Source organism: Ruegeria sp. CDSB117 (genome assembly GCF_059611005.1).
In genome coordinates, this window is record NZ_JBXWOS010000020.1 from 18,242 (window position 1) to 40,888 (window position 22,647).

At 57.5% G+C, this 22,647-nt stretch carries 25 protein-coding genes; 21 read left to right on the forward strand and 4 right to left on the reverse strand.

All coding sequences use genetic code 11. The features are described from left to right. Window positions 1-21 precede the first annotated feature (21 nt). From AC2FJC_RS18945 to AC2FJC_RS19045, 21 genes are all read left to right on the forward strand, one after another. A complete protein-coding gene (locus AC2FJC_RS18945; protein WP_496725252.1) occupies window positions 22-390 on the forward strand; it encodes an antibiotic biosynthesis monooxygenase family protein in 369 nt (122 codons plus the stop codon). Window positions 391-411: 21 nt separating this feature from the next. Further along, window positions 412-858 carry a hypothetical protein gene (locus tag AC2FJC_RS18950; RefSeq protein ID WP_496740785.1) on the forward strand — a complete coding sequence of 149 codons (447 nt, stop codon included), beginning with the start codon at window positions 412-414 and terminating at the stop codon, window positions 856-858. A 213-nt stretch (window positions 859-1,071) separates the two neighbouring features. After that, window positions 1,072-1,287, forward strand: a complete 216-nt coding sequence (locus AC2FJC_RS18955) for a DUF1127 domain-containing protein (RefSeq protein WP_496740787.1) — start codon at window positions 1,072-1,074, stop codon at window positions 1,285-1,287. A 200-nt stretch (window positions 1,288-1,487) separates the two neighbouring features. After that, window positions 1,488-2,327 carry a hypothetical protein gene (locus AC2FJC_RS18960; protein ID WP_496740789.1) on the forward strand — a complete coding sequence of 280 codons (840 nt, stop codon included), beginning with the start codon at window positions 1,488-1,490 and terminating at the stop codon, window positions 2,325-2,327. Between the two features lie 142 nt (window positions 2,328-2,469). Then, window positions 2,470-2,943 (forward strand): 50S ribosomal protein L15, encoded by a 474-nt coding sequence (gene rplO / locus AC2FJC_RS18965; RefSeq protein ID WP_058272380.1) that lies wholly within the window; start codon window positions 2,470-2,472, stop codon window positions 2,941-2,943. Window positions 2,944-3,052: 109 nt separating this feature from the next. Beyond that, window positions 3,053-4,417 carry a preprotein translocase subunit SecY gene (secY, locus tag AC2FJC_RS18970; protein ID WP_058276180.1) on the forward strand — a complete coding sequence of 455 codons (1,365 nt, stop codon included), beginning with the start codon at window positions 3,053-3,055 and terminating at the stop codon, window positions 4,415-4,417. Further along, window positions 4,414-5,082: an adenylate kinase gene (locus AC2FJC_RS18975; protein WP_282153877.1), complete on the forward strand. Its 669-nt coding sequence runs from the start codon at window positions 4,414-4,416 to the stop codon at window positions 5,080-5,082. Before secY ends, AC2FJC_RS18975 begins: the two co-directional genes overlap by 4 nt. A 201-nt stretch (window positions 5,083-5,283) precedes the next feature. After that, window positions 5,284-5,652, forward strand: coding sequence for a 30S ribosomal protein S13 (rpsM, locus tag AC2FJC_RS18980; protein ID WP_058272383.1), 369 nt, complete (start codon window positions 5,284-5,286; stop codon window positions 5,650-5,652). A 14-nt stretch (window positions 5,653-5,666) separates the two neighbouring features. Next, window positions 5,667-6,056, forward strand: coding sequence for a 30S ribosomal protein S11 (gene rpsK / locus AC2FJC_RS18985; protein WP_037311698.1), 390 nt, complete (start codon window positions 5,667-5,669; stop codon window positions 6,054-6,056). 114 nt (window positions 6,057-6,170) lie between these two features. Then, window positions 6,171-7,187 carry a DNA-directed RNA polymerase subunit alpha gene (locus tag AC2FJC_RS18990; RefSeq protein ID WP_058272456.1) on the forward strand — a complete coding sequence of 339 codons (1,017 nt, stop codon included), beginning with the start codon at window positions 6,171-6,173 and terminating at the stop codon, window positions 7,185-7,187. A 119-nt stretch (window positions 7,188-7,306) separates the two neighbouring features. Further along, a complete protein-coding gene (rplQ, locus tag AC2FJC_RS18995; RefSeq protein WP_058272384.1) occupies window positions 7,307-7,729 on the forward strand; it encodes a 50S ribosomal protein L17 in 423 nt (140 codons plus the stop codon). 158 nt (window positions 7,730-7,887) lie between these two features. Beyond that, entirely contained in the window at window positions 7,888-8,943 is a 1,056-nt protein-coding gene (locus AC2FJC_RS19000; RefSeq protein WP_496740791.1) for a TauD/TfdA family dioxygenase, read from the forward strand. 79 nt (window positions 8,944-9,022) lie between these two features. After that, complete coding sequence (locus AC2FJC_RS19005; protein ID WP_496740860.1) at window positions 9,023-10,411, forward strand: trypsin-like peptidase domain-containing protein; 1,389 nt, start codon at window positions 9,023-9,025, stop codon at window positions 10,409-10,411. A gap of 4 nt (window positions 10,412-10,415) precedes the next feature. Continuing rightward, window positions 10,416-11,729 (forward strand): replication-associated recombination protein A, encoded by a 1,314-nt coding sequence (locus AC2FJC_RS19010; protein WP_496740793.1) that lies wholly within the window; start codon window positions 10,416-10,418, stop codon window positions 11,727-11,729. 106 nt (window positions 11,730-11,835) lie between these two features. Further along, window positions 11,836-12,879: an RluA family pseudouridine synthase gene (locus tag AC2FJC_RS19015; protein WP_496740795.1), complete on the forward strand. Its 1,044-nt coding sequence runs from the start codon at window positions 11,836-11,838 to the stop codon at window positions 12,877-12,879. After that, window positions 12,876-13,547, forward strand: a complete 672-nt coding sequence (locus AC2FJC_RS19020; protein ID WP_496707464.1) for an HAD-IA family hydrolase — start codon at window positions 12,876-12,878, stop codon at window positions 13,545-13,547. The genes AC2FJC_RS19015 and AC2FJC_RS19020 overlap by 4 nt, the downstream gene beginning before the upstream one ends. A 4-nt stretch (window positions 13,548-13,551) precedes the next feature. Then, window positions 13,552-14,259 carry an ATP12 family chaperone protein gene (locus AC2FJC_RS19025; RefSeq protein ID WP_496707462.1) on the forward strand — a complete coding sequence of 236 codons (708 nt, stop codon included), beginning with the start codon at window positions 13,552-13,554 and terminating at the stop codon, window positions 14,257-14,259. 208 nt (window positions 14,260-14,467) lie between these two features. Continuing rightward, window positions 14,468-15,484, forward strand: a complete 1,017-nt coding sequence (locus AC2FJC_RS19030; protein WP_496707460.1) for an amino acid ABC transporter substrate-binding protein — start codon at window positions 14,468-14,470, stop codon at window positions 15,482-15,484. A gap of 126 nt (window positions 15,485-15,610) precedes the next feature. Then, window positions 15,611-16,879, forward strand: coding sequence for an amino acid ABC transporter permease (locus AC2FJC_RS19035; protein WP_496707458.1), 1,269 nt, complete (start codon window positions 15,611-15,613; stop codon window positions 16,877-16,879). A 1-nt stretch (window position 16,880) separates the two neighbouring features. Continuing rightward, window positions 16,881-18,185, forward strand: coding sequence for an amino acid ABC transporter permease (locus AC2FJC_RS19040; RefSeq protein WP_496740798.1), 1,305 nt, complete (start codon window positions 16,881-16,883; stop codon window positions 18,183-18,185). A 12-nt stretch (window positions 18,186-18,197) separates the two neighbouring features. Continuing rightward, the gene (locus AC2FJC_RS19045; RefSeq protein WP_058272392.1) at window positions 18,198-18,989 is read left to right on the forward strand and encodes an amino acid ABC transporter ATP-binding protein; all 792 of its coding nucleotides are present in this window, start codon (window positions 18,198-18,200) and stop codon (window positions 18,987-18,989) included. Window positions 18,990-19,037: 48 nt separating this feature from the next. Here the strand turns inward: AC2FJC_RS19045 and AC2FJC_RS19050 are convergent, their stop codons facing one another. The 4 genes from AC2FJC_RS19050 to AC2FJC_RS19065 all read right to left on the reverse strand — a co-directional run bounded on the left by AC2FJC_RS19050 (window position 19,038) and on the right by AC2FJC_RS19065 (window position 22,609). Continuing rightward, window positions 19,038-19,535: a SixA phosphatase family protein gene (locus AC2FJC_RS19050; protein ID WP_496740800.1), complete on the reverse strand. Its 498-nt coding sequence runs from the start codon at window positions 19,533-19,535 to the stop codon at window positions 19,038-19,040. Then, window positions 19,532-20,218, reverse strand: a complete 687-nt coding sequence (locus AC2FJC_RS19055; protein ID WP_496740802.1) for a ferredoxin — start codon at window positions 20,216-20,218, stop codon at window positions 19,532-19,534. Before AC2FJC_RS19055 ends, AC2FJC_RS19050 begins: the two co-directional genes overlap by 4 nt. A gap of 18 nt (window positions 20,219-20,236) precedes the next feature. Continuing rightward, window positions 20,237-21,100 (reverse strand): acetylglutamate kinase, encoded by an 864-nt coding sequence (gene argB / locus AC2FJC_RS19060; protein ID WP_496740804.1) that lies wholly within the window; start codon window positions 21,098-21,100, stop codon window positions 20,237-20,239. A gap of 105 nt (window positions 21,101-21,205) precedes the next feature. Beyond that, window positions 21,206-22,609 (reverse strand): PepSY-associated TM helix domain-containing protein, encoded by a 1,404-nt coding sequence (locus AC2FJC_RS19065; protein WP_496740806.1) that lies wholly within the window; start codon window positions 22,607-22,609, stop codon window positions 21,206-21,208. Window positions 22,610-22,647 lie beyond the last annotated feature (38 nt).

Genomic DNA, 22,647 nt, shown 5'->3' on the forward strand with positions numbered 1-22,647 from the left:
AGTGAATGAAGAGGAATGGAAATGGCTCATATCGAAGAGATGGATAAGGTCGTCACACTGGCTGATCAGATGCAGGCCGAGGAAGGCCCCGTGGTGCTGATCAACGTTTTTACGGTGGACGCGAAAGACGAAGAGGCGCTGTTGAAGGCCTGGGCACACGATGCGGACTTCATGAAGTTCCAGCCGGGATACATCTCGACCCAGCTTCATCAGGGGATCGCTGGCAGCTCGACCTTCGTGAATTATGCGATCTGGCAGGACGTCAAAAGCTTTCGCGACGCCTTCACCCATCCAGAGTTCCAGCGTCGAATTGCAGACTATCCCGAAAGCGCCGTGGCACGTCCACATCTTCTAAGAAAACTCACAGTCGAAAACCACTGCGTCGCCTGATGCCAAAAGCGGAGTAGGCACATGATAAAATCAATTCACCCCATCGCCGGTATAATAGGATTCCTGACAATATTCATGTTCTGGACATCCACTTTGTACAGCGAGTTCTTTGCGACCCATGCCACTGTCGCGGCCGTAAAGTCCATGATCGTCAGTGGGCTGTTTATCCTAGTGCCCGCGATGGTGATCGTGGGTGCATCCGGCATGTCCCTTGGGCGTCGACGCAAGGACGCGCGGGCGCTTGCCAAGAAGAAGCGAATGCCGATCATCGCGATGAACGGCCTGTTGATCCTTGTTCCCGCCGCAATCTATCTCAGCTCAAAAGCAAACGCAGGGGACTTCGATGCCAGCTTTTACTCTGTGCAGGTCGTTGAGTTGCTCGCGGGGGCAGCCAACCTGACGCTGATGGGGCTGAGTATACGCGACGGCTGGGCGATGACTGCTCGCAGAAGACGTGCGGGAAAGTAGCTGGATCAGGCTTTAACCGTAGCCGCCGTTTCATCGCATGCTATCGGTCTCGCAGCATCGATCCCTGCTGCTCAGCTATTCAATAGATGCATAACGGCTAGACCGAATCTTCGGTTGTTAGCGATATCGCCTGGACCTATCTCAGCCCTGTCCAAACAAGGAACGCAAACAGTATCCGGGGAATTCGCCCCGGGCAGAGAAAGGAAATAAACTATGGCACATACAGCAACATATTCCCGCGACGGCTTTGGCCTGAGCGCCCGCATCGCGAACTTTTTCCAGCGCGTTAAAGAGGCAAATGCCCTGCGTGTTCAGTATGATCAGACTTATTCTGAATTGCAGAGTCTGACAGATCGTGAACTGGACGACATCGGAGTCCGCCGCTGCGATATTAAGGACATCGCTCGGGACCACGTTTACTGTTCGTGACCTTACCGACAACCTGACCAAGAGACGCCTGAGGGCGTCTCTTTTGATTCCGGGGTGCTCTTGGCACAGTGATCGGGAATTTTGACCCGAAACGTTGCAGCGTAACTGGAAATCGGCCAAACACGCGACAGTGCACCTGTCGGTGCCGCAACTAAGAACAAAACGAAGGGCCAGATCCGGTGAAAGAGTATCAGGTTGGCATGCTTTGGATTGAAGGCCCTCTCAGCTTTCTAGAGCAGTTGTGCATCAAATCGTTTCTCGATGTCGGTCAACATGTGTGTCTGTACACATATGGCGTTGTTCCAAATATCCCCGAAGGCGCAGAACAGCGAGACGCACGCGAAGTTTTGTCGGATGACAATATCATAACACATACCCGAACCGGCAGCCCTGCTGTTCATGCCGATAAGTTCCGGTATCGTATGCTGGCGCAGCGAGAGGACATGATCTGGGCCGACACGGATGCATATTGCGTCAAGCCATTCAAAACTGGCAATGGCCATTTCCACGGCCGCCTTGCCGCGCATGAAATCAACAATGGTGTTCTGAGGCTTCCGACAGATAGCCCAACCCTTTATGATTTGATTGACTATACAGAAAACCCCTACCGGATCCCGCCGTGGCTGCCCGTGAAGGCGAGGCACAATCTTATCCAGGATGCGCTTGAAGGTAATCAGAAACATGCCGGAGACATGCTCTGGGGAGTGTGGGGGCCTCGCGCTTTGACTTGGCTTTTGCGACAAAACAACGAAGATCGGTTTTCTCAGCCGCAAGAAGTTTTGTACCCTGTAACGTACAAGGACCGACGAACTATGGTGCGTTCCAACGGCAATGCTGAGCGATTCCTCACTGAGAACACCATGTCGATCCATTTCTATGGCCGTCGCATGCGTTCGTTCATACTCAATCGGTTCAACGGAATCCCACATCCGGAAAGCATGGTTGGCCGGCTGGTCGAAAAGCATGGGATCGACCCGCACGCAGCACCCTTGCAGAAAAAAGCCGCAACGGAAGACCTTGCCGACGTGTCTGACGAATGACGTAGAAGGGCTGCGGGCTTGCCAACTTGTCCCAACAGTCCTATACGCCTGCGGTGGCTTTGCGCCATACGAATCAAAACCAAGAAATGCCGTGTCTGACCCATCACGCTTCGCGGGTCATTTCCGGCTTAGGAGAAGCGAAATGAAACTGAACGAATTGCGCGACAATCCTGGCGCCACACCGAAACGCACCCGCGTTGGCCGTGGTCCGGGTTCCGGCAAAGGTAAAATGGGTGGCCGTGGTATCAAAGGCCAGAAATCCCGTTCGGGTGTGGCCATCAATGGCTATGAAGGCGGTCAGATGCCTTTGTACCAGCGTCTGCCCAAGCGTGGCTTCAACAAGCCGAACCGCAAGGCATTCGCCGTTATCAACCTGGGCCTGATCCAGAAATTCGTCGACGCCGGCAAACTGGACGCCAAAGCTGCGATCACCGAGGATGCACTGGTTGCCTCCGGTCTGGTTCGTCGCAAGCTGGACGGTATCCGCGTTCTGGCCAAAGGCGAAATCAGCGCCAAATTGAACCTGGAAGTCACCGGTGCTTCGAAAGCTGCTGTTGAAGCAGTTGAGAAAGCGGGCGGCTCACTTACGGTCACAAAAGCTGCTGCGGCAGAGTAAGCGCTTGTGAGCGGGCCAAGACCCGCTTACATAGACCTCAGAGTTTTCCAAGACGCCGCCCGAGCCGGAAAACGGTTCCGGGCGGTGTTTTCATAAGAGAGACCGATTTATGGTATCAGCAGCAGAACAAATGGCAGCCAACACAAGCTGGTCTGCCCTTGGTAAAGCCACCGATCTGCGCAACCGCATCCTGTTCACGCTTGCATTGCTGATCGTCTATCGTCTGGGCACCTTCATTCCGGTGCCGGGGATTGACGGACAAGCACTGCGCGAGTTCATGGAGCAAGCGGGACAGGGCATCGGCGGCATGGTTTCGATGTTCACTGGCGGGGCGCTGGGGCGGATGGGTATCTTTGCCCTCGGCATCATGCCTTACATTTCAGCCTCGATCATCGTGCAACTGCTGACATCAATGGTTCCCGCGCTCGAACAGCTCAAAAAAGAGGGCGAGCAGGGGCGCAAGAAAATCAACCAGTACACCCGTTTCGGCACCGTGGCCTTGGCCACTGTTCAGGCCTATGGTCTGGCGGTTTCGCTGGAATCAGGCGATCTGGCCACCGATCCCGGGCTTTTCTTCCGCATGTCGACCATGATCACTCTGGTTGGCGGCACGATGTTCCTGATGTGGCTGGGTGAACAGATCACCGCGCGCGGCATCGGCAACGGTATTTCTCTGATCATCTTCGTCGGCATCATTGCCGAGGTTCCAGCCGCTCTGGCGCAGTTCTTTGCGTCCGGTCGCTCGGGTGCAATCAGCCCCGCCGTGATCATCGGTGTGATCGTCATGGTTATCGTGGTCATTACCTTCGTGGTGTTCATGGAACGCGCGCTGCGTAAGATCCACATTCAATACCCGCGCCGTCAGGCCGGTATGAAGGTATACGAGGGCGGCTCCAGCCACCTGCCGGTCAAAGTGAACCCGGCGGGTGTTATCCCGGCGATCTTTGCCAGCTCGTTGCTGTTGCTGCCGGTGACGATCTCGACCTTCTCGTCGGGTGCCACGAACGGCCCGGTCATGTCGTGGCTGCTGGCCAATTTTGGCCCCGGCCAGCCGCTGTATCTGCTGTTCTTCGCGTCGATGATCGTGTTCTTCGCCTATTTCTACACCTTCAACGTCTCGTTCAAACCGGATGATGTTGCGGACAACCTGAAAAAGCAGAATGGTTTTGTGCCTGGCATTCGCCCCGGCAAGAAAACCGCCGAATATCTTGAATACGTGGTCAACCGCGTTCTGGTTCTGGGTTCGGCCTATCTGGCGTTGGTATGTTTGCTGCCTGAAATTCTGCGGAACCAATTCGCCATCCCGTTCTACTTCGGCGGCACCTCGGTTCTGATTATCGTCTCTGTGACCATGGACACGATCCAGCAGGTGCAGAGCCATTTGCTGGCGCATCAATACGAAGGGCTTATCGAAAAGTCCCAGCTGCGCGGTAAAAGCAAGAAACGCGGCAGGAAGGGACCCGCTCGTCGATGAACATCATTTTGTTGGGCCCGCCGGGTGCGGGCAAAGGAACGCAAGCGCGTCATCTGGTTGAAACGCGTGGTATGGTGCAACTGAGCACCGGTGACATGCTACGAGAAGCCAAGGACAGCGGGACCGAAATGGGCAACCGCGTCGCCGAGGTGATGGCCAAAGGTGAACTGGTAACCGACGAGATCGTCATCGGCCTGATCCGTGAAAAACTGGAACAAGGTGCCAAGGGCGGTTTCATCTTCGACGGTTTCCCGCGCACGCTGGCGCAGGCTGACGCGTTGGGAGATCTGCTGAACAGCACCGGCGAAACGCTGGATGCGGTCATCGCGATGGAAGTCAACGATGACGCGCTGGTCGAACGGATCACCGCACGCTCGACCTGTGGTGGCTGCGGCGAGGTCTACAATGACGTCACCAAGCCGATCCCGGCGGACGGAAAATGCACCAACTGCGGCAAGGAAAACGACTTCAAACGCCGCGCAGATGATAATGAGGAAAGCCTCAAGACCCGTCTGATGGAGTACTACAAAAAGACCTCGATGCTGATCGGCTATTACTATGCCAAGGGCAACCTGTCCTGGGTTGACGGCCTGGGTGAAATTGGCGCCGTTCAAAACGAGATTTCGCAGGTTTTGGATGGTGGCGTCGACGTCGGAAACGGCTGATCCATTTCTGCCCTTGACCTGAGCGGGAAAAGCCCATATCGACCCCCATCCCTAACGGGAATCACGACCGCATGCGGGATTCGTTCCGGATGCCCCGACCACCTCGAATAATACTGGATCCTCTGGCGTCACTGCCAAGATCGAGTGTTGTGAAAAAAGGTTCCGGAGCTACGGAACCGCAACAAAAAAGGAAAGTGACACGTGGCACGTATTGCCGGCGTAAACATCCCGACTGCAAAGCGGGTACCTATCGCCCTCACATATATCACCGGTATCGGAAACACCTCGGCCAAAGCGATCTGCGAAGCCGTAGGCATCGACGCGACCCGTCGCGTCAATGAACTGTCCGACGCCGAAGTTCTGGCCATCCGCGAACATATCGACGCAAACTTCACCGTTGAAGGTGACCTGCGCCGCGAAGTTCAGATGAACGTCAAGCGCCTGATGGACCTGGGCTGCTACCGCGGTCTGCGTCACCGTCGTAACCTGCCCGTTCGCGGTCAGCGTACCCACACCAATGCTCGTACCCGCAAAGGCCCCGCAAAGGCCATTGCTGGTAAGAAGAAATAAGGAGGGTCTGACTGATGGCACGCGAAAAGACTCGTACCAAGAAAAAAGAGCGCAAGAATATCGCATCGGGCGTCGCCCACGTGAATTCGACCTTCAACAACACCAAGATCCTGATCTCGGATGTGCAAGGCAACGCCATTGCCTGGTCTTCGGCAGGAACCATGGGTTTCAAAGGTTCGCGTAAATCGACACCTTACGCCGCTCAGATGGCTGCAGAAGATGCAGGCAAGAAGGCGCAGGATCACGGTGTCAAGACGCTGGAAGTCGAAGTTCAGGGCCCCGGCTCTGGTCGTGAATCGGCTCTGCGCGCGCTGGCTGCTGTGGGCTTCAACATCACGTCGATCCGTGACGTGACACCGATTGCTCACAACGGTTGCCGCCCGCCGAAGCGCCGCCGCGTCTAAGCGATTTTGAATTGAGCTGGGGCTGTGTTTTCGCACGGCCCCAGCACGTCATTTTGAACCTCGGGCGTCTGCACCTTGTTGGTCATGGGGCGCGGACAGGAATGGAGGGATTACATGATCCATAAGAATTGGGCTGAATTGATCAAGCCGACACAGCTGGATGGCAAGCCGGGCAACGACCCAGCGCGTCAGGCTACCTTGGTTGCTGAACCGCTGGAGCGTGGCTTTGGTCTGACCTTGGGCAACGCGCTACGCCGCGTTCTGATGAGCTCGCTGCAAGGTGCGGCCATCACCAGCGTCCAGATCGACAACGTATTGCACGAGTTCTCGAGCGTCGCTGGCGTTCGCGAAGACGTCACTGACATCATCCTGAACCTCAAGCAGGTTGCCCTGCGTATGGAAGTCGAAGGCCCCAAGCGCCTGTCGATCAATGCCAAAGGTCCCGCCGTTGTTACCGCAGGTGACATCAGCGAAAGCGCCGGTATCGAGGTTCTGAACCGCGATCACGTCATCTGTCACTTGGACGATGGCGCCGACCTGTTCATGGAACTGACCGTCAACACCGGTAAGGGCTATGTTTCGGCTGAGAAGAACAAGCCGGAAGATGCGCCTATCGGTCTGATCCCGATTGACGCGATCTATTCGCCGGTCAAAAAGGTTGCCTACGACGTTCAGCCAACTCGTGAAGGTCAGGTTCTGGACTATGACAAACTGACCCTGAAGATCGAAACTGATGGTTCGATCACCCCGGAAGACGCGCTGGCCTTTGCCGCCCGTATTCTGCAGGATCAGCTGTCGATCTTCGTCAACTTCGACGAGCCCGAAGCGGCTGGTCGTCAGGACGAAGACGATGGTCTGGAGTTCAACCCGCTGCTGCTGAAGAAAGTAGACGAGCTGGAACTGTCGGTGCGTTCGGCAAACTGCCTGAAGAACGACAACATCGTTTACATCGGCGATCTGATCCAGAAGACCGAAGCCGAGATGCTGCGCACCCCGAACTTCGGCCGCAAGTCGCTGAACGAGATCAAGGAAGTGCTGTCCGGCATGGGTCTGCACCTCGGCATGGATGTCGAGGATTGGCCGCCCGACAACATCGAAGATCTGGCGAAGAAATTCGAAGACGCGTTCTAAGCGCGTCTTCCCCAATGCCCGGGCTTTCCGGGGACAATACGGGCACTTCCGCCCCAAGGAGAGCCGGTGACACGCATCGCCGGCCAGACAAAGCAAAACGCTGAAGAAGGAACTAGAAAATGCGTCACGCACGTGGTTACCGCCGCCTTAACCGTACTCATGAGCACCGTAAGGCTCTGTTTGCAAACATGGCTGGCTCGCTCATCGAACATGAGCAGATCAAAACAACTCTGCCCAAGGCAAAAGAACTGCGCCCGATCATCGAAAAGCTGGTCACTCTGGGCAAGCGCGGCGATCTGCACGCCCGCCGTCAGGCCGCATCGCAGCTGAAAGAAGACAAAGATGTCGCAAAGCTGTTCGAAATCCTAGGCCCCCGCTACGCCGAACGTCAGGGCGGATACGTTCGCATCCTGAAAGCTGGCTTCCGCTATGGCGACATGGCACCGATGGCGATCATCGAATTCGTTGACCGTGATCTGGACGCCAAGGGCGCGGCTGACAAAGCCCGCGTTGCCGCCGAAGAGGCCGCAGACGAAGAATAAGAAAGCCCGGCTTTCTGAATTCAAACCCCCGCGTTTCGGACGCGGGGTTTTTTCTTTTTGGTCCCTTGGTGTCGCGGTTAGAGCATTTTCGGCGATATCCGTTGATGAATCCCCGAACCTCACGGATCATGCTGCTCGATGAGCGTGGAGGACGGATTATGGCTATCCCAACTAAATTACCGAACGAACTCACGGGACCATCTGTCTGGACCGGTCAGGACATGCGTACGCGTCGGAGTGAATGGATCATTGATCTGACGGCGGACGACGTCGAGGATCTTGAGCAAGCTGCCCGTCACTATCTGAGCCTCGAAAGAGATATCGGTGAGATCACAAAACCCGCTTTCCCTCTAAAACGGTTTGACCGGCATCTGGCAAGCCTGCGAGAAAAACTGATCAACGGGATTGGTTTCGAAGTGATCCGTGGCCTTCCGGTGCAGAACTATACGCAACAGGTCGCAGCCACGATTTTCTGCGGCGTCGGTGCTCATCTGGGCTCGGCCCGGTCGCAGAACGCGCAGGGGCACATTCTGGGGCATGTGCGCGACATCGGTGCAGATGCGAACGATCCTAATACACGGATCTATCAAACGCATGAGCGCCAGACATTTCACACCGACAGCGCCGATATCGTCGGCCTGCTGTGCCTGCGCGAGGCTAAAGAGGGCGGAGACTCGCTGCTGGTCAGTGCCGAGATGATCTATAATAGGATGCGGTCAGAATGCCCGGAAATGGTGGAATTGTTGTTTGACCCCATAGCGACCGACCGGCGCGGGGAAGTACCAAACGGCATGGAACCTTTTATGTCGATCCCGCCGTTCTCCTGGCACGATGGTAAGCTGACGGTGTTCTACCAAAGGCAGTATATTGACAGTGCGCAACGATTTCCTGAAGCGATGCGGCTGACACCGGATCACATTGAGGCGCTGGATCGGTTTGATGCGCTGGCGAATGATCCCGACCTCTGTCTTTCCATGCGGCTGCAACCGGGTGACATGCAGTTCGTGTACAACCATTCGCAACTGCACGACCGGACCGGGTTCGTGGACTGGCCTGACCCGGCAGAGCGACGCCATTTGCTGAGGCTTTGGCTGTCGCCGGAAGGAGACCGCGAATTGCCCGAAGTTTTCAGGCAGCGTTATGGCACGATTGAGGTGGGCCAGCGTGGTGGGATCATCACGGAAGGCACGCGGCTGCACGCTCCGTTGGATTGACGCCTCCAACGCGCAGAACGGATGCTTGCATTACGACACGTGTAGACGCATATCCGATAGGCGATTAACCGACGGATGGATCATGCGGAAAGTTCTCTGTTCTCTGATGCTGGCGACACTTGCAGTGTCAGCAAATGCTGAAACAAAGGTGCCAACATCGCAGGCCGAAATCAGCCTGGGTTTCGCCCCTGTGGTGAAGCAGGCCTCACCCGCAGTCGTCAATATCTATGCTAAGATCGTAAGACAGGGCGGGGCCAATCCGTTTTTCTCGGACCCGTTTTTTGAAGAGTTCTTTGGCAGGGGATTTGCCGAACCGCGCCCACGGGTTCAGAACTCGCTGGGCTCTGGCGTTATTCTGTCAGAAGACGGTTATGTGGTGTCGAACTATCACGTTGTTGGCACGGCTACCGAAATCCGCGTGGTGACAACCGATCGACGCGAATTTTCAGCGCAAGTGGTGCTGGGCGACAAGGAAAGCGATATTGCCATCCTGCGGTTGGAAGACGCCAAGGATTTGCCACATCTGAACTTCCGCGATTCCGACCAGATCGAGGTAGGGGAACTGGCGCTTGCGATCGGTAACCCGTTTGGCGTGGGCCAAACCGTGTCTTCCGGAATCATCTCCGGTTTGGCGCGGACCGGGACGGCCACCGGCAACGCGCGTGGGTACTTTATTCAAACCGATGCCGCTATCAATCCTGGCAACTCCGGCGGGGCGCTGATCGACGTGAATGGTGATCTGATCGGGATTAACACCTCAATCCTGACGCGATCCGGCGGCTCCAACGGCATCGGGTTTGCGATCCCGGCGAATCTGGTGGCCGAATTTCTACGCCAGGCCAAGGCCGGGAATGACAACTTTGTCAGCCCTTGGGCCGGGGTTGCTGGTCAGCACATGAGCGCAGATATCGCCGAATCTCTGGGGTTAGTATTCCCCATGGGTGTTGTGATCTCGGACCTGCACACCCTGAGTCCGCTGGGTGAGGCAGGGCTGCGCGTGGGAGATGTGGTGACACATGTGGACGGGGATGAGGTGAATTCCCCAGCCGAGATGAAGTTCCGAATGTCCGTCGCCGGCGTCGGTGGCACTTCGGTGCTGACCCGGCTGCGGGGTCAGGACAGTGCGGATATCGAGGTTGCCCTGATAAAGGCCCCGGAAACTCCACCGGCTGATGAAACCGTTCTGAACGATGACACCGTGATGCCGGGCCTGAAGGTGTCGCGCATCAACCCAGCGATCATTACCCAGATGGGGCTGTTGCTGTCGCAAACTGGCGTGGTGATTGTGGATGCAGGCCGGTACGGAGGACGATCCGGATTGCGCGCGGGTGACGTGGTCCTAAGCATCAACGGAACAGAAGTTCGGCATCCTGTGGACGTGGTGGATGCGATGACCGATCCGGGGCGCAGATTGAATTTGGATGTTCTGCGCGGCGGACGGGCCGTATCTCTGCGGTTCCGGCTGTAACTCCATGAGCGACCTGTTCGATACCGGGGCGAGCGAGCCTGCACCATCCCCGCACCGCCCGTTGGCGGACCGGCTGCGCCCGCAGTCGTTGGCCGAGGTCATCGGACAGCAGCAGGTACTGGGACCGGATGCTCCGCTGGGGGTCATGCTGGCCTCGGGCAGTCTGTCCAGTTTGGTTTTTTGGGGCCCGCCGGGCGTTGGGAAAACCACCATTGCACGCTTGCTGGCGCAGGAAACCGATCTGCATTTCGTTCAGATCAGTGCGATTTTTACTGGCGTGCCGGACCTGAAGAAAGTGTTTGAGGCGGCCAAGATCCGTCGGCAGAACGGGCAGGGCACGTTGCTGTTTGTCGATGAGATTCACCGCTTCAATAAGGCACAGCAAGATGGGTTCCTGCCGCACATGGAGGATGGGACGATTCTGCTGGTCGGGGCCACGACCGAGAACCCGTCCTTTGAACTGAACGCCGCTGTGCTTAGCCGAGCACAGGTTCTGGTCCTTGAACGGCTCAGCCTCGCCGACCTTGAACGTCTGACACAGCGCGCAGAGAAAGAACTGGACCGCGCCCTGCCGCTGACGGTCAATGCCCGCGAAGCTCTGCAAGAGATGGCGGATGGCGACGGGCGCGCGCTGTTGAATCTGATCGAACAGGTTGCGGCTTGGAAGGTGGATGCACCGCTGGACCCTGATGCGTTGTCGACAAGATTGATGCGTCGCGCGGCCAAATACGACAAATCCGGGGACGAGCACTACAATCTGATTTCAGCCCTGCATAAGTCCGTGCGCGGATCTGACCCGGATGCGGCGCTCTATTGGTTCGCGCGGATGCTGACCGGTGGAGAAGATCCGCGATATCTTGCACGGCGGATCACGCGGATGGCGGTCGAAGACATCGGTCTCGCCGATCCGCAGGCGCAGTCGATCTGCTTGCACGCGTGGGAAACCTACGAACGCCTGGGCAGCCCCGAAGGTGAACTGGCCATCGCGCAGGCGCTGGTCTATCTGGCTTTGGCTCCTAAATCGAACGGCGCTTATGTGGGCTACAAAGCCGCCATGAGGCTGGCTAAGCAATCGGGCAGCGAACCGCCACCAAAGCATATCCTGAACGCGCCGACGTCGACGATGAAAGATCAGGGCTATGGCGCCGGCTATGCCTATGATCATGATGCAGAGGATGGGTTTTCGGGTCAGAACTATTTTCCCGACGGAATGGAACGGCCCGAGCTGTATCAACCCGTGGAACGTGGTTTTGAGCGGGAACTAAAAAAGCGGCTGGACTACTTTGCTAAGCTTCGTTCGCAGCGGAACAGATCCTAGCGCTGGCTTGACTCTTGCCGTGCGGCACGCCACAGACGCGCATGTTTTCTAAGGCACCTGAGGGTACACAATCCGCGCGGAACCGCCGCGTGAAGGGGATATCGGTATGAGTGGCGTACAATTGATCACCGTGGCAGAGGGGGATGGCGACCAGCGGCTGGATCGGTGGTTGCGCCGACTGTTTCCGCTTGTCAGCCAGGGCCGCATCGAAAAGATGTGCCGCAAAGGTGAGGTGCGCGTGGAAGGCGGGCGGGTCAAAGCCTCGACCCGGCTTGAGGTCGGGCAGGTCGTGCGCGTGCCACCCTTGCCGGATGCTGATCACAAGCCGGTTGCAGTCAAACGAGGCATCTCGGATGCCGACGCCAAGATGATCCAGTCTTGCGTGATCTATCGCGACGATCATGTTCTGGCCCTGAACAAGCCACAAGGTCTTCCAGTGCAAGGCGGCAGCGGCCAGACCCGCCACGTGGACGGTCTGTCCGAGGCGTTGCGCTTTGGCTATGACGAAAATCCGCGCCTCGTGCACCGCTTGGACAAGGACACATCGGGTGTATTGCTGATGGCCCGCACCCGCGAGGCCGCCAAGGGGCTGACGGCCGCCTTCCGGCATCGCGATACACGCAAGATCTATTGGGCACTGGTTGCTGGCGTGCCGACCCCGTATCTGGGCGAGATCAAGACTGGTTTGGTCAAGGCATCCGGTCACGGTAAACAGGGTGAGGGCGAAAAGATGATCGCCGTGCATCTGAACGAAATCAACGACACGCCGGGCGCGAAACGGGCGCATACGCTGTATGCAACGCTGTATCGCGTGGCAGGGCGCGCCTCATGGGTGGCGATGGAGCCGATCACCGGCCGTACGCACCAGCTGAGGGTGCACATGGCGGCGATCGGTCACCCAATCGTTGGCGATGGCAAATACGGTGGCTCGGGTCAGGAAAATCTGGGCGACGGTTGGGGGGCGCAACTGGGCGGGGTCATCAGCAAGAAGCTGCACCTGCACGCGCGGCAGGCCTCATTCCAGCATCCGGTCACGCGCAAGACCATAACCGTCAAAGCTCCGCTGCCTGAGCATATGAAACACAGCTGGGACACGTTCGGCTGGACCGAAGATCTGGCCGCGGAAGATCCGTTCGAGGAACTGCAATGAGCGCACCGTTGCGTTTGGTGCTTTTTGATGTGGACGGAACCCTTGTCGACAGCCAGGGCAGCATTGTCGCGGCGATGACCGCCAGTTTTGGGGCCCTGTCCCTGACGGTCCCTGACCGCAAGGCGATTTTGTCCATCGTCGGTCTGTCCTTGCCCAACGCCATGGCCCGGCTTGCGCCCGAGCAGAGCGAAACGGTTCAACACAATCTTGTTGAGGGCTACAAACAGGCCTATCACGCAAATCGTTTGGAGCAGGGGGCTGCAAGCTCACCGCTCTATCCCGGTGCGCGGGACGCAATCGAAACCCTGCATGACATCCCCGAGGTGCTGCTGGGTGTGGCCACTGGAAAATCCCAACGTGGTCTGGATGCCCTGATCGAAGCACATGACCTGGAGCGCTATTTCGTGACCCGGCAGGTTGCGGACCATCACCCCTCGAAACCGCATCCGTCGATGATCGACACGGCCCGTTCTGAAACCGGAGTTTCTGCGGCAGATACGGTGATGATTGGCGATACCCGGTTCGACATGGATATGGCGCGGGCTGCCGGAGTAACAGGCATCGGCGTATCCTGGGGATATCATGACCGATCAGCCCTGAACGGCGCGGCCTGTATAATTGAAAATTTTGGCCAGTTGCCCCGTGCGCTGGATAATATCTGGACCTGAAGACATGAGTGACTGGAAGCCAAAGCGATTTTGGACCGCCTGCGCGGTTGTCCAAGCGGAAGACGGATACACCGTCGAATTGGACGGTCGCCGGGTCAAGACCCCGGCCAAGGCCGCATTGATCCTGCCGACGCAGGCAATGGCCGACGCGGTTGCTGCAGAATGGGATGCGCAGGAAAAAGAGGTTGATCCGACCCTGATGCCGTTTACCCGGTCTGCAAATGCGGCCATCGACAAAGTGCGTCATCAGCACGCCGAGGTTGCGGACATGCTGGCCGATTACGGCGATTCGGATTTGTTGTGTTACCGGGCGACACACCCGCAAACGTTGCTGCAGCGACAGGCAGATCAGTGGGACCCGGCCCTAGATTGGGCAGCTGAAACCCTAGCCGCGCGATTGGTTCCTGTGGTTGGTGTGCTGCATCAGCCACAGTCTGCAGAAGCGCTCAGCACACTTCGAGGCCGCGTACACGAATTCAACGACTTCCAGCTCGCCGCCTTTCACGATCTGGTCAGCCTGTCCGGCTCACTGGTACTGGGATTTGCCGCCGCCATGGACTGGCGCGCGGCGGACGAAATCTGGGACATCTCAAGGCTCGACGAAGCCTGGCAAACCGAACAATGGGGCCACGATGACGAGGCGCACGCGGTTGCCGAGATCAAAAAAGCTGCGTTTCTACACGCTAAACGGTTCATTGAAATCTCTATCTGAGCCTATTGGGCATTAATTTTTGACACAGATCCGGTCATCGCTGAATTGACTCATCGTTTTCCCTGATCCGACCCTTGACGTTTGTTTATGAATGCGAGCAAACTCATGCCCACTAAAGGGGAGACACCTTTGGAGTAACCTTTCTGGTGCCAGAGGTGCCGGACAGAGCCGTCCCGGAATAGGGGCGGGTAAACAGGAAGAGGTAAAAATGAAAAAATCCGTAATTTTGGGCGTGGCCACAGTTGCCGGTCTGGCTGCTGCGGCAGCGACAGCGGGCACCGTTGACGACGTCAAAGCGCGCGGCAAGCTGAACTGTGGCGTGTCCTCCGGACTGGCCGGCTTTTCGCTGCCTGACGCGAATGGCGAATGGCAAGGTTTTGACGTTGCTGTCTGCCGTGCCGTTGCCGCAGCCGTTCTGGGCGATTCCAGCGCTGTCGAGTTTGTGCCGACCACCGGTAAGACGCGCTTTACTGCGCTGGCTTCGGGTGAGATCGACATGCTGGCACGTAACACCACATGGACCTTCAGCCGCGATGTCGACCTCAAGTTCGAATTTGCTGGCGTCAACTACTATGACGGTCAGGGTTTCATGGTTCCGAAAGCACTGGGCGTAAGCTCGGCCAAGGAACTGGACGGCGCGACCGTCTGCATCCAGACCGGCACCACGACCGAGCTGAACCTGGCCGATTTCTTCCGTGCCAACAACATCAGCTATGAGCCGGTTCCGATCGAAACCAACGCCGAAGCGCAGCAGCAGTATCTGGCTGGCGCATGTGACGTTTACACCACCGACGCATCGGGCCTGGCTGCAACCCGCGCCACGTTCGAAAACCCCGGTGATCACGTTCTGCTGCCCGAAATCATCTCGAAAGAGCCGCTGGGCCCGCTGGTCCGTCATGGCGATCACGAGTGGGGCGACATTGTCCGCTGGACTCTGAACGCACTGGTTTCGGCTGAAGAGCTGGGCGTGACTTCGGCGAACATTGAAGAGCTGAGCGCTGGCACCGACAACCCGGAAGTGAACCGTCTGCTGGGTACCGAAGGTACTCTGGGCGAGATGCTGGGTCTAAACGCAGATTGGGCAGCAAGCGCGATCAAGGCGGGTGGCAACTATGGTGAAGTATTTGCCAAGAACATCGGTGAGGAAACTCCGATTGGTCTTGCACGCGGCCTGAATGCCCAGTGGACCGATGGTGGTCTGCTGTACTCGCCGCCGTTCCGCTAAAATCCACGGGAAAGGGCGCGGGGCAACCTGCGCCCTTTTTCCATAAATAAGAAACACTCCCGGATGGATTGAGCGAAGATCAACTTCGCCGGCAAAAAACGGGATGCACGGGGAAATACATAGGTCATGACGACTCTCACTGACCCGCCGAAGGAGCAGTTCCGGCTGTCCATGCTCCTTTACGATACGCGGTACCGATCAGCGACCATTCAGGTCATTGCATTGATTGGTTTCATGCTTCTGGCAGCCTGGATCATCTCAAATACCATTCAAAACCTTGAAGGGTTGGGAAAACCGGTCGAATTCGGTTTTTTTGCAGAATCCGCAAGTTATGACATTAACCAGCGATTGCTGGAATACACCTCACAGGACAGCCATCTACGCGCCGCCTTCATCGGTTTGCTGAACACGCTGGTTGTTGCGGTTCTCGGGTGTATCACGGCGACGATAGTCGGCGTTTTTGTCGGCGTGCTGCGTCTGTCGAACAACTGGTTGGTCGCGCGTATCATGACTTTCTATGTCGAGATTTTCCGTAACGTGCCTGTCCTACTGTGGATCGTTCTGGCCATGGCCATTTTGATCGAAGGCTTGCCCGCACCTAATGCGTTCCGAGGTGATAACCCCACGGCAACGATGGATCTGTTCAACACCGTCGCCGTTACCAATCGAGGTGTGTATATCCCTGAGTTCCTGTTCTCGCGTAGTTTGGGCGACATCCACTTGTTTGGAACATCAAGCCTTCGGTTTGATATTTCGCTGGATCTGGTCGCGTTTCTGATCGTTCTGGGTGGCAGCATCTTTACCATGCGCAAAGTGTCCGCCTGGGCCGCCGCCAAACAGGAATCAACAGGCGACCGTCCTAAGATCTGGCATATCCAGCTGGGCATTCTGTTCGTCCCGATGATCATCCTGATGACTGCACTGGGCTTACACCTTGGATACCCGGAATTGAAAGGATTCAATTTCAGAGGCGGCACGCATATGCGCAACTCTCTGATCGCGCTATGGCTGGCTTTGTCGCTGTACACGGCGGCCTTCATCGCCGAGATCGTACGCGCCGGCATTCTGGCTATATCCAAGGGTCAGACCGAAGCCGCGTCTGCGCTGGGCTTGCGCCCGGGTCGCACCATGCGGCTGGTTATCCTACCTCAGGCGCTGCGGGTGATCATCCCGCCGATGATCTCGAACTATCTAAACCTGACCAAGAACTCGTCGCTGGCGATCGCGGTCGGATACATGGACATCACGGGGACCCTGGGTGGCATCACCATGAACCAGACCGGCCGCGAGCTGGAATGCGTTCTGCTGCTGATGCTGGTCTATCTGGCCATCTCGCTGAGCATTTCGGCGGTGATGAACTGGTACAACAACCGTGTCAAACTGGTGGAGCGGTAATATGAGTGATGTTTCATTTGTCCGCACGGAAATGTTGCCGGAACAAGCCCCGCCAGCGTCCGAAGTTGGAGCAATCGGGTGGATCAGGCACAACCTGTTCTCCAGTTGGTTCAACGCGATCCTGACGTTGGTTTCGCTTTACGCGATCTGGTACGTGTTGTCGGGCGTTCTGCCATGGATCTTTCAGTCCGTCTGGAACGCCAACTCGCTGAACGAATGTCGCGAGATTATGATTGACACCTGGGGTTCAACCCATGGCCATGCTTGCTGGGCGGTGATCAATGACCGTTGGCTGCAGTTGCTGTTCGGGTTCTACCCGAGCCACCTGTACTGGCGTCCGATTGTATCGCTGATCCTGCTGTTGGTCGCATTGGCCCCGGTTCTGTACTCGGATCGTGTGCCGTCCAAGATGCTGATCGTCACTGCGATTTATCCGTTCCTGATGCCGTTCCTGATGTGGGGCGGCACCATTTGGGGACCGATCGCGGCAGCGTTGGGGTTTGTTGTCGGTTGGGGTGTCTACACCCTTGTCAGCAAACAACTGAGCGGTCTGTTTGGCTTGATTGCGGGCGTCGCAGCGTCGGTTATCTGGTGGTTGGTTCTGTCCAGCTATTTAGTCGGTGCCCTGGACTCGATCCTGCCAATCGGTATCGAAGCCGTACAAAGCCGTCAGTTCGGTGGCTTCATGCTGGCGATCTTGCTGGGTGTCGTGGCCATTGGTGTCTCGTTGCCGATCGGAATTGTACTGGCGCTAGGCCGTCAGTCCGACCTGATGATCGTCAAGTACCTGTGCGTGGGCTTTATCGAGTTCATCCGCGGTGTGCCGCTGATCACGCTGTTGTTCGTGGCCTCGCTGCTGCTGAACCTGTTCCTGCCGCCGGGCACCAACTTTGACATCATCCTGCGGGTGATGATCATGATGACCCTGTTCTCAGCCGCCTATATGGCCGAGGTGATCCGGGGTGGTCTGGCTGCCCTGCCACGGGGTCAGTATGAAGGTGCCGACAGTCTCGGCCTGAACTACTGGCAAGCACAGCGACTGATCATCATGCCGCAAGCCCTGAAAATCTCAATTCCGGGCATCGTGAGCACATTCATCGGGATCTTCAAAGATACGACACTGGTGTCGATCATCGGATTGTTCGACGTGATCGGACTGGCATCTGCCATCCGCGCCGACACCGCCTGGAACGGCATCTACTGGGAACTGTTCGCGTTTATCGCTGCGCTGTTCTTCGTCGTCTGCTTCTCCATGTCCCGTTACTCCATGTATCTGGAGCGCAAGCTTCAGACTGGCCACCATTAAGGAGTTCAACATATGTCTGAACTTGCAATTGACCGTCAAATCGATCGCTCGAAGATGCAGGTGAGCGACGAGGTCGCCATCGAAATCAACAACATGAACAAGTGGTACGGATCTTTCCACGTGCTGCGCGACATCAATCTGACCGTCAATCAGGGCGAGCGGATCGTGATCGCGGGGCCTTCCGGTTCCGGAAAGTCCACACTGATCCGTTGCTTGAACGCGCTGGAGGAACACCAGCAGGGCACGATCATGGTGGATGGGACCGAGCTGTCGAATGACCTCAAGAACATCGACAAGATCCGGTCCGAGGTAGGCATGGTGTTCCAGCACTTCAACCTGTTCCCGCATCTGACCATTCTGGAGAACTGCACGCTGGCCCCGATCTGGGTGCGCAAGACGCCCAAGAAAGAGGCGGAAGAGCGCGCGATGCACTTCCTGGAGAAGGTGAAAATCCCCGAGCAGGCGGATAAGTATCCCGGTCAGCTTTCAGGTGGTCAGCAGCAGCGTGTGGCAATTGCCCGCTCGCTCTGCATGATGCCGCGGATCATGTTGTTCGATGAACCGACATCGGCGCTGGACCCCGAGATGATCAAAGAGGTGCTCGACACCATGATCGAGCTGGCCGAGGAAGGCATGACCATGCTGTGCGTCACGCACGAGATGGGCTTTGCTCGTCAGGTTGCCAACCGCGTGATCTTTATGGATGCCGGTCAGATCGTGGAACAGAACGAACCGGAAGAGTTCTTCAACAACCCGCAGAGCGAGCGGACCAAGCTGTTCCTCAGCCAGATTCTTGGGCACTGAACCCGGTTACCTATTCAGGAAAAGGCGGGGCTTTGGCCTCGCCTTTTTCTATTCCAGCAACTCGCGTGGAATAACAAACCCCTGCACATCGCCGCTGTGCCACCGGACGTCGGACCAATCCCCAATATCAAAGCGGATCACCGTTGTTGCGCATGTCGGATAGTCGAAGAACCGGGCGTGATCCGGCGGGGTCTTAACGATCTGGTTTGCAAAAGAGGCGATGCCGGGATTGTGGCCCAGCATCAAAACGGTCTGTTTCGTCGCGTCCGATAATTCAAGCAGCATATCTGCGGGGTCCGCATGGTAAAGCGTTCGGTGAAAGCAAACGCTATCTGCCTTCAGGCCCATCCTTTCCCACGTCTCGCGGGTTCTGGCCGAGCTTGAGCTGAGAACTTCATCCGGCAACCAGTCGTTTTCACGCAGCCACGTCGCAATCGCCGGGGCCGACCTGCGCCCGCGCTTGTTCAGCGGGCGATCATGATCTTCAAGGGCCGGGCTGTCCCAACTGGATTTCGCGTGGCGTGTCAGGATCAGTGTGCGTGTCATGATGGGTGAAAGGCACTCATGTGATGCGCGGATTGTTCGGGATCACGCGCGGCACCCGAGCTGAGAGGACAGGATAGCCGCACAAGACAACCGCCGGTCATGCAGGTTTGCCCTTCAGGAGTGGACAGGTGTCCATGGCAGGTCGACACATCATAAAAGTCCCGACTGTTCAAAGCGCCCACGGGACATGTCTGGGCGCAGGGGGCGGCGCAGGTGGTGCAGGGGGACGAGCCAGGTGGTGCGGGTATGGGAAATTCGTTGGTGAAATGCAGCGCGCCCCGGAATGAGATCATCATGCCGACCTCATCGTGCACCAAAGCGCCCACCGGGCTGCTGAACGTGCGTCCCGATTTCAATGCCCAGTCGATAAAGGGCGTGTAGGGCGGGCCGCCAAACGGAAAATGGGCTGTGGCGGACAAGTCCTGTGCCATCTGCCCCACCACACGCAGCGACCAGCGGTCAACCGGGTCATTACTTTGCCATTCAGGCGAGGATTTCAGGGCGGGCCAGAAAGCCCCCCCTGCACCCAACAGGATCAGCGTGCCGCCTTCCAACTGCTTGGCGCCTGCAACGCGAGGGTGCAGCGCGCCCATGATGATCAGGCCAACGTCCTGTGCAGCCTTTTCGATATCAGCATAGCTAAGCGCTGCCGGGTCAGAGGAGGGGGGATGGCGTTTGGTCATGTCTCCTCCGCCAAAGGCTCAATCCGGTCGGATCAGCGACCCGGCGCCGTGTTCCGTATAAAGTTCAAGCAAGACGGCATTCGGCGCGCGTCCGTCAAGGATAACTACGGCACGGACCCCGCTGTGCAGCGCGTCCAGAGCCGTCTCGGTCTTGGGTATCATGCCGCCCGCAATGGTGCCGTCCAGCGTCATCTCTCGGATTTGACCCGCCTTCAGTTCGGTCACGACGTCCCCGGCGGCATTCTTAACACCCGAGACATCGGTCAACAGTAGCAGTCGATCGGCCTTTAGCGCGGATGCAATAGCACCAGCGGCAGTATCCCCATTGACGTTGAAGGTTTCCCCGTTCCGCCCCGCACCCAGCGGGGCGATGACAGGAATTACATCATGCGCAAAAAGGTCATGCAGGATTTTAGGGTTCATCTTTGCGGGACTTCCGACAAAACCCAGGGATTCATCGGTCTGATCACAAGTCATCAACTGCGCATCTTTGCCCGACAAGCCCACGGCCGAGCCGCCCTGGCCATTGATCGCCTGCACGATGCGCTTGTTCACGAGGCCGGACAACACCATCTCAACCACTTCAACGGTGGCTTTGTCGGTGACACGTTTGCCGTTCACAAACTCGGACTGGATATCCAGCTTGTCCAGCATCGCGTTGATCATCGGACCGCCGCCGTGCACAACAACCGGGTTTACGCCCACCTGACGCATCAGGACGACATCGCGGGCGAAGCTTTCCATGGCTTCGTCACTGCCCATGGCGTGGCCGCCAAGTTTAATGACGACAATCGCGCCATCATAGCGTTGCAGGTAAGGCAGTGCGCTGTTCAGCGTTGCGGCGGTGGCGATCCAGTCCCGGTTCATGTCTCTTGTCTTCATGGCTGCAGTCCCTCTGAGAACCCGTGTTAGGGCCTTTGTACAGCTCTGCCAAGACCGGATCGCGCATGGGACCGCACCGGTTGCCCGGATGCGGCTGTTTGTGTGTCAGCTTATCGCGCGTTTCATCGCCGGGATGTTGCTGATCAACAGCAAATCGACGGCCAGTACGGTCAGCAAGGTCAGGCCCACCAGCGGGAACGCCATCGCGGTGAACAAGCCGATCAGGACGGCCCCTTTCCACAATGGCAGTTCCGCTGGCATCGGCGGCGCGGCCAGACGTCCGGCCCGCTGGGGACGACGTTTTACCCACATCACAACGCCCGAGACGCAGACGAAGATGACAGACAGGCAGAACACCAGATTCAGTACAAAGTTCCACATGCCCATCAGACCCATGTGAAACGGGATCCCAATGGCCATGGATTTTCCCATCAACGAGTAATCCTCATACCGGACATCCGCCAGAATCTTGCCGGTAAATTGGTCCACGTGGACAGTGCGGTCGTTCACCGGATCGGTCGAGTCGCTGCTCATGCTGTCGCGGTTCAGGGTCCAGACACCGTCCTCGCCGCTGGGATAGGCCACACGAAACCGGCCTGTCATGTCCAAAGCGGTGCCAAGGGCCACAAGCGCGTCGATATCGACCTGTGTGCTTTGTGGGACACCGTCGATCCCGGCCTCGGACCCAGAAGCGGGCATGGGCGTTTGTTCCAACGCCCATGGGACGTCATTCTGGTGGCCGTGGTTCATGCTGGCGTGGATGTCATCGGACAGGGGGACATTGTCCCGTTTTTCGGCCGGAAAGCTGCTCCATGGCTGAACGATCATACCGCCCCAGACGCCCGCCCAGGAGAGGCCTGAGATCAGGAAGACCACCAACAGCCCGGACATCCAGAACCCAATCACAGCGTGCAGCGACCGCCACAATGCGCGGCCGCGTGCGCGCAGATTGGGGACAAAGGCAGACAAGGTGTTTCCACGCGGCCACCACATGTAAAGACCGGTAAAGACCAAAAGCAGGCTCAGCCCCGCTGCGATTTCAATAATGCGGTCTCCGGTCGTGCCAATCAGAAGGGTCGAGTGGATGTTGTCGGCCAGATCATACCACCCGGCGCGACGATCCCAGACCTGCAGAACCTCTCCGGCATAAGGATCGACGGCGACAAGACGCTGACCTTTTTCGGTATTGATGCGAAACACAGTGGCCAGATTATCAGCCTTCGGACCAATCCACTCGGCAATCGTGCCGGGCACCTCATCAAGGGCGATAAAGGCCTGTTGTGAGGCCGGTAACGCTTGCCCGTGGACATCCACGGCGATTTTTTCGCCGTCGCGACCGTCGAACTGAGTGATGAACATCATCATTAGTCCGGTTACCGCCAGAATGATCAGGAACGGGATGACGAAGATCCCGGCGTAAAAGTGCCACCGCCAGGCGGCGAAATAGAATTTTTGCGCAGCAGTGTTCTGCGCCGGGGTATCCCCCAGGTTTTGGCTGTCCAGTGCCATTTTTGTTCTCCGGATTCGATTACTGCCCCGCGCAGCGC

Coding starts and splice junctions, on each gene's coding strand:
- rplO (WP_058272380.1), top strand. CDS start 2,470: ATGAAACTGAACGAATTGCGCGACAATCCTGGCGCCACACCGAAACGC.
- AC2FJC_RS18950 (WP_496740785.1), top strand. CDS start 412: ATGATAAAATCAATTCACCCCATCGCCGGTATAATAGGATTCCTGACA.
- rplQ (WP_058272384.1), top strand. CDS start 7,307: ATGCGTCACGCACGTGGTTACCGCCGCCTTAACCGTACTCATGAGCAC.
- AC2FJC_RS18960 (WP_496740789.1), top strand. CDS start 1,488: ATGCTTTGGATTGAAGGCCCTCTCAGCTTTCTAGAGCAGTTGTGCATC.
- AC2FJC_RS18945 (WP_496725252.1), top strand. CDS start 22: ATGGCTCATATCGAAGAGATGGATAAGGTCGTCACACTGGCTGATCAG.
- AC2FJC_RS18990 (WP_058272456.1), top strand. CDS start 6,171: ATGATCCATAAGAATTGGGCTGAATTGATCAAGCCGACACAGCTGGAT.
- AC2FJC_RS19040 (WP_496740798.1), top strand. CDS start 16,881: ATGAGTGATGTTTCATTTGTCCGCACGGAAATGTTGCCGGAACAAGCC.
- AC2FJC_RS19025 (WP_496707462.1), top strand. CDS start 13,552: ATGAGTGACTGGAAGCCAAAGCGATTTTGGACCGCCTGCGCGGTTGTC.
- AC2FJC_RS19030 (WP_496707460.1), top strand. CDS start 14,468: ATGAAAAAATCCGTAATTTTGGGCGTGGCCACAGTTGCCGGTCTGGCT.
- AC2FJC_RS18975 (WP_282153877.1), top strand. CDS start 4,414: ATGAACATCATTTTGTTGGGCCCGCCGGGTGCGGGCAAAGGAACGCAA.
- AC2FJC_RS18955 (WP_496740787.1), top strand. CDS start 1,072: ATGGCACATACAGCAACATATTCCCGCGACGGCTTTGGCCTGAGCGCC.
- AC2FJC_RS19050 (WP_496740800.1), bottom strand. CDS start 19,535: ATGACACGCACACTGATCCTGACACGCCACGCGAAATCCAGTTGGGAC.
- AC2FJC_RS19000 (WP_496740791.1), top strand. CDS start 7,888: ATGGCTATCCCAACTAAATTACCGAACGAACTCACGGGACCATCTGTC.
- secY (WP_058276180.1), top strand. CDS start 3,053: ATGGTATCAGCAGCAGAACAAATGGCAGCCAACACAAGCTGGTCTGCC.
- AC2FJC_RS19010 (WP_496740793.1), top strand. CDS start 10,416: ATGAGCGACCTGTTCGATACCGGGGCGAGCGAGCCTGCACCATCCCCG.
- AC2FJC_RS19055 (WP_496740802.1), bottom strand. CDS start 20,218: ATGACCAAACGCCATCCCCCCTCCTCTGACCCGGCAGCGCTTAGCTAT.
- argB (WP_496740804.1), bottom strand. CDS start 21,100: ATGAAGACAAGAGACATGAACCGGGACTGGATCGCCACCGCCGCAACG.
- AC2FJC_RS19035 (WP_496707458.1), top strand. CDS start 15,611: ATGACGACTCTCACTGACCCGCCGAAGGAGCAGTTCCGGCTGTCCATG.
- AC2FJC_RS19015 (WP_496740795.1), top strand. CDS start 11,836: ATGAGTGGCGTACAATTGATCACCGTGGCAGAGGGGGATGGCGACCAG.
- AC2FJC_RS19020 (WP_496707464.1), top strand. CDS start 12,876: ATGAGCGCACCGTTGCGTTTGGTGCTTTTTGATGTGGACGGAACCCTT.
- AC2FJC_RS19045 (WP_058272392.1), top strand. CDS start 18,198: ATGTCTGAACTTGCAATTGACCGTCAAATCGATCGCTCGAAGATGCAG.
- AC2FJC_RS19065 (WP_496740806.1), bottom strand. CDS start 22,609: ATGGCACTGGACAGCCAAAACCTGGGGGATACCCCGGCGCAGAACACT.
- rpsK (WP_037311698.1), top strand. CDS start 5,667: ATGGCACGCGAAAAGACTCGTACCAAGAAAAAAGAGCGCAAGAATATC.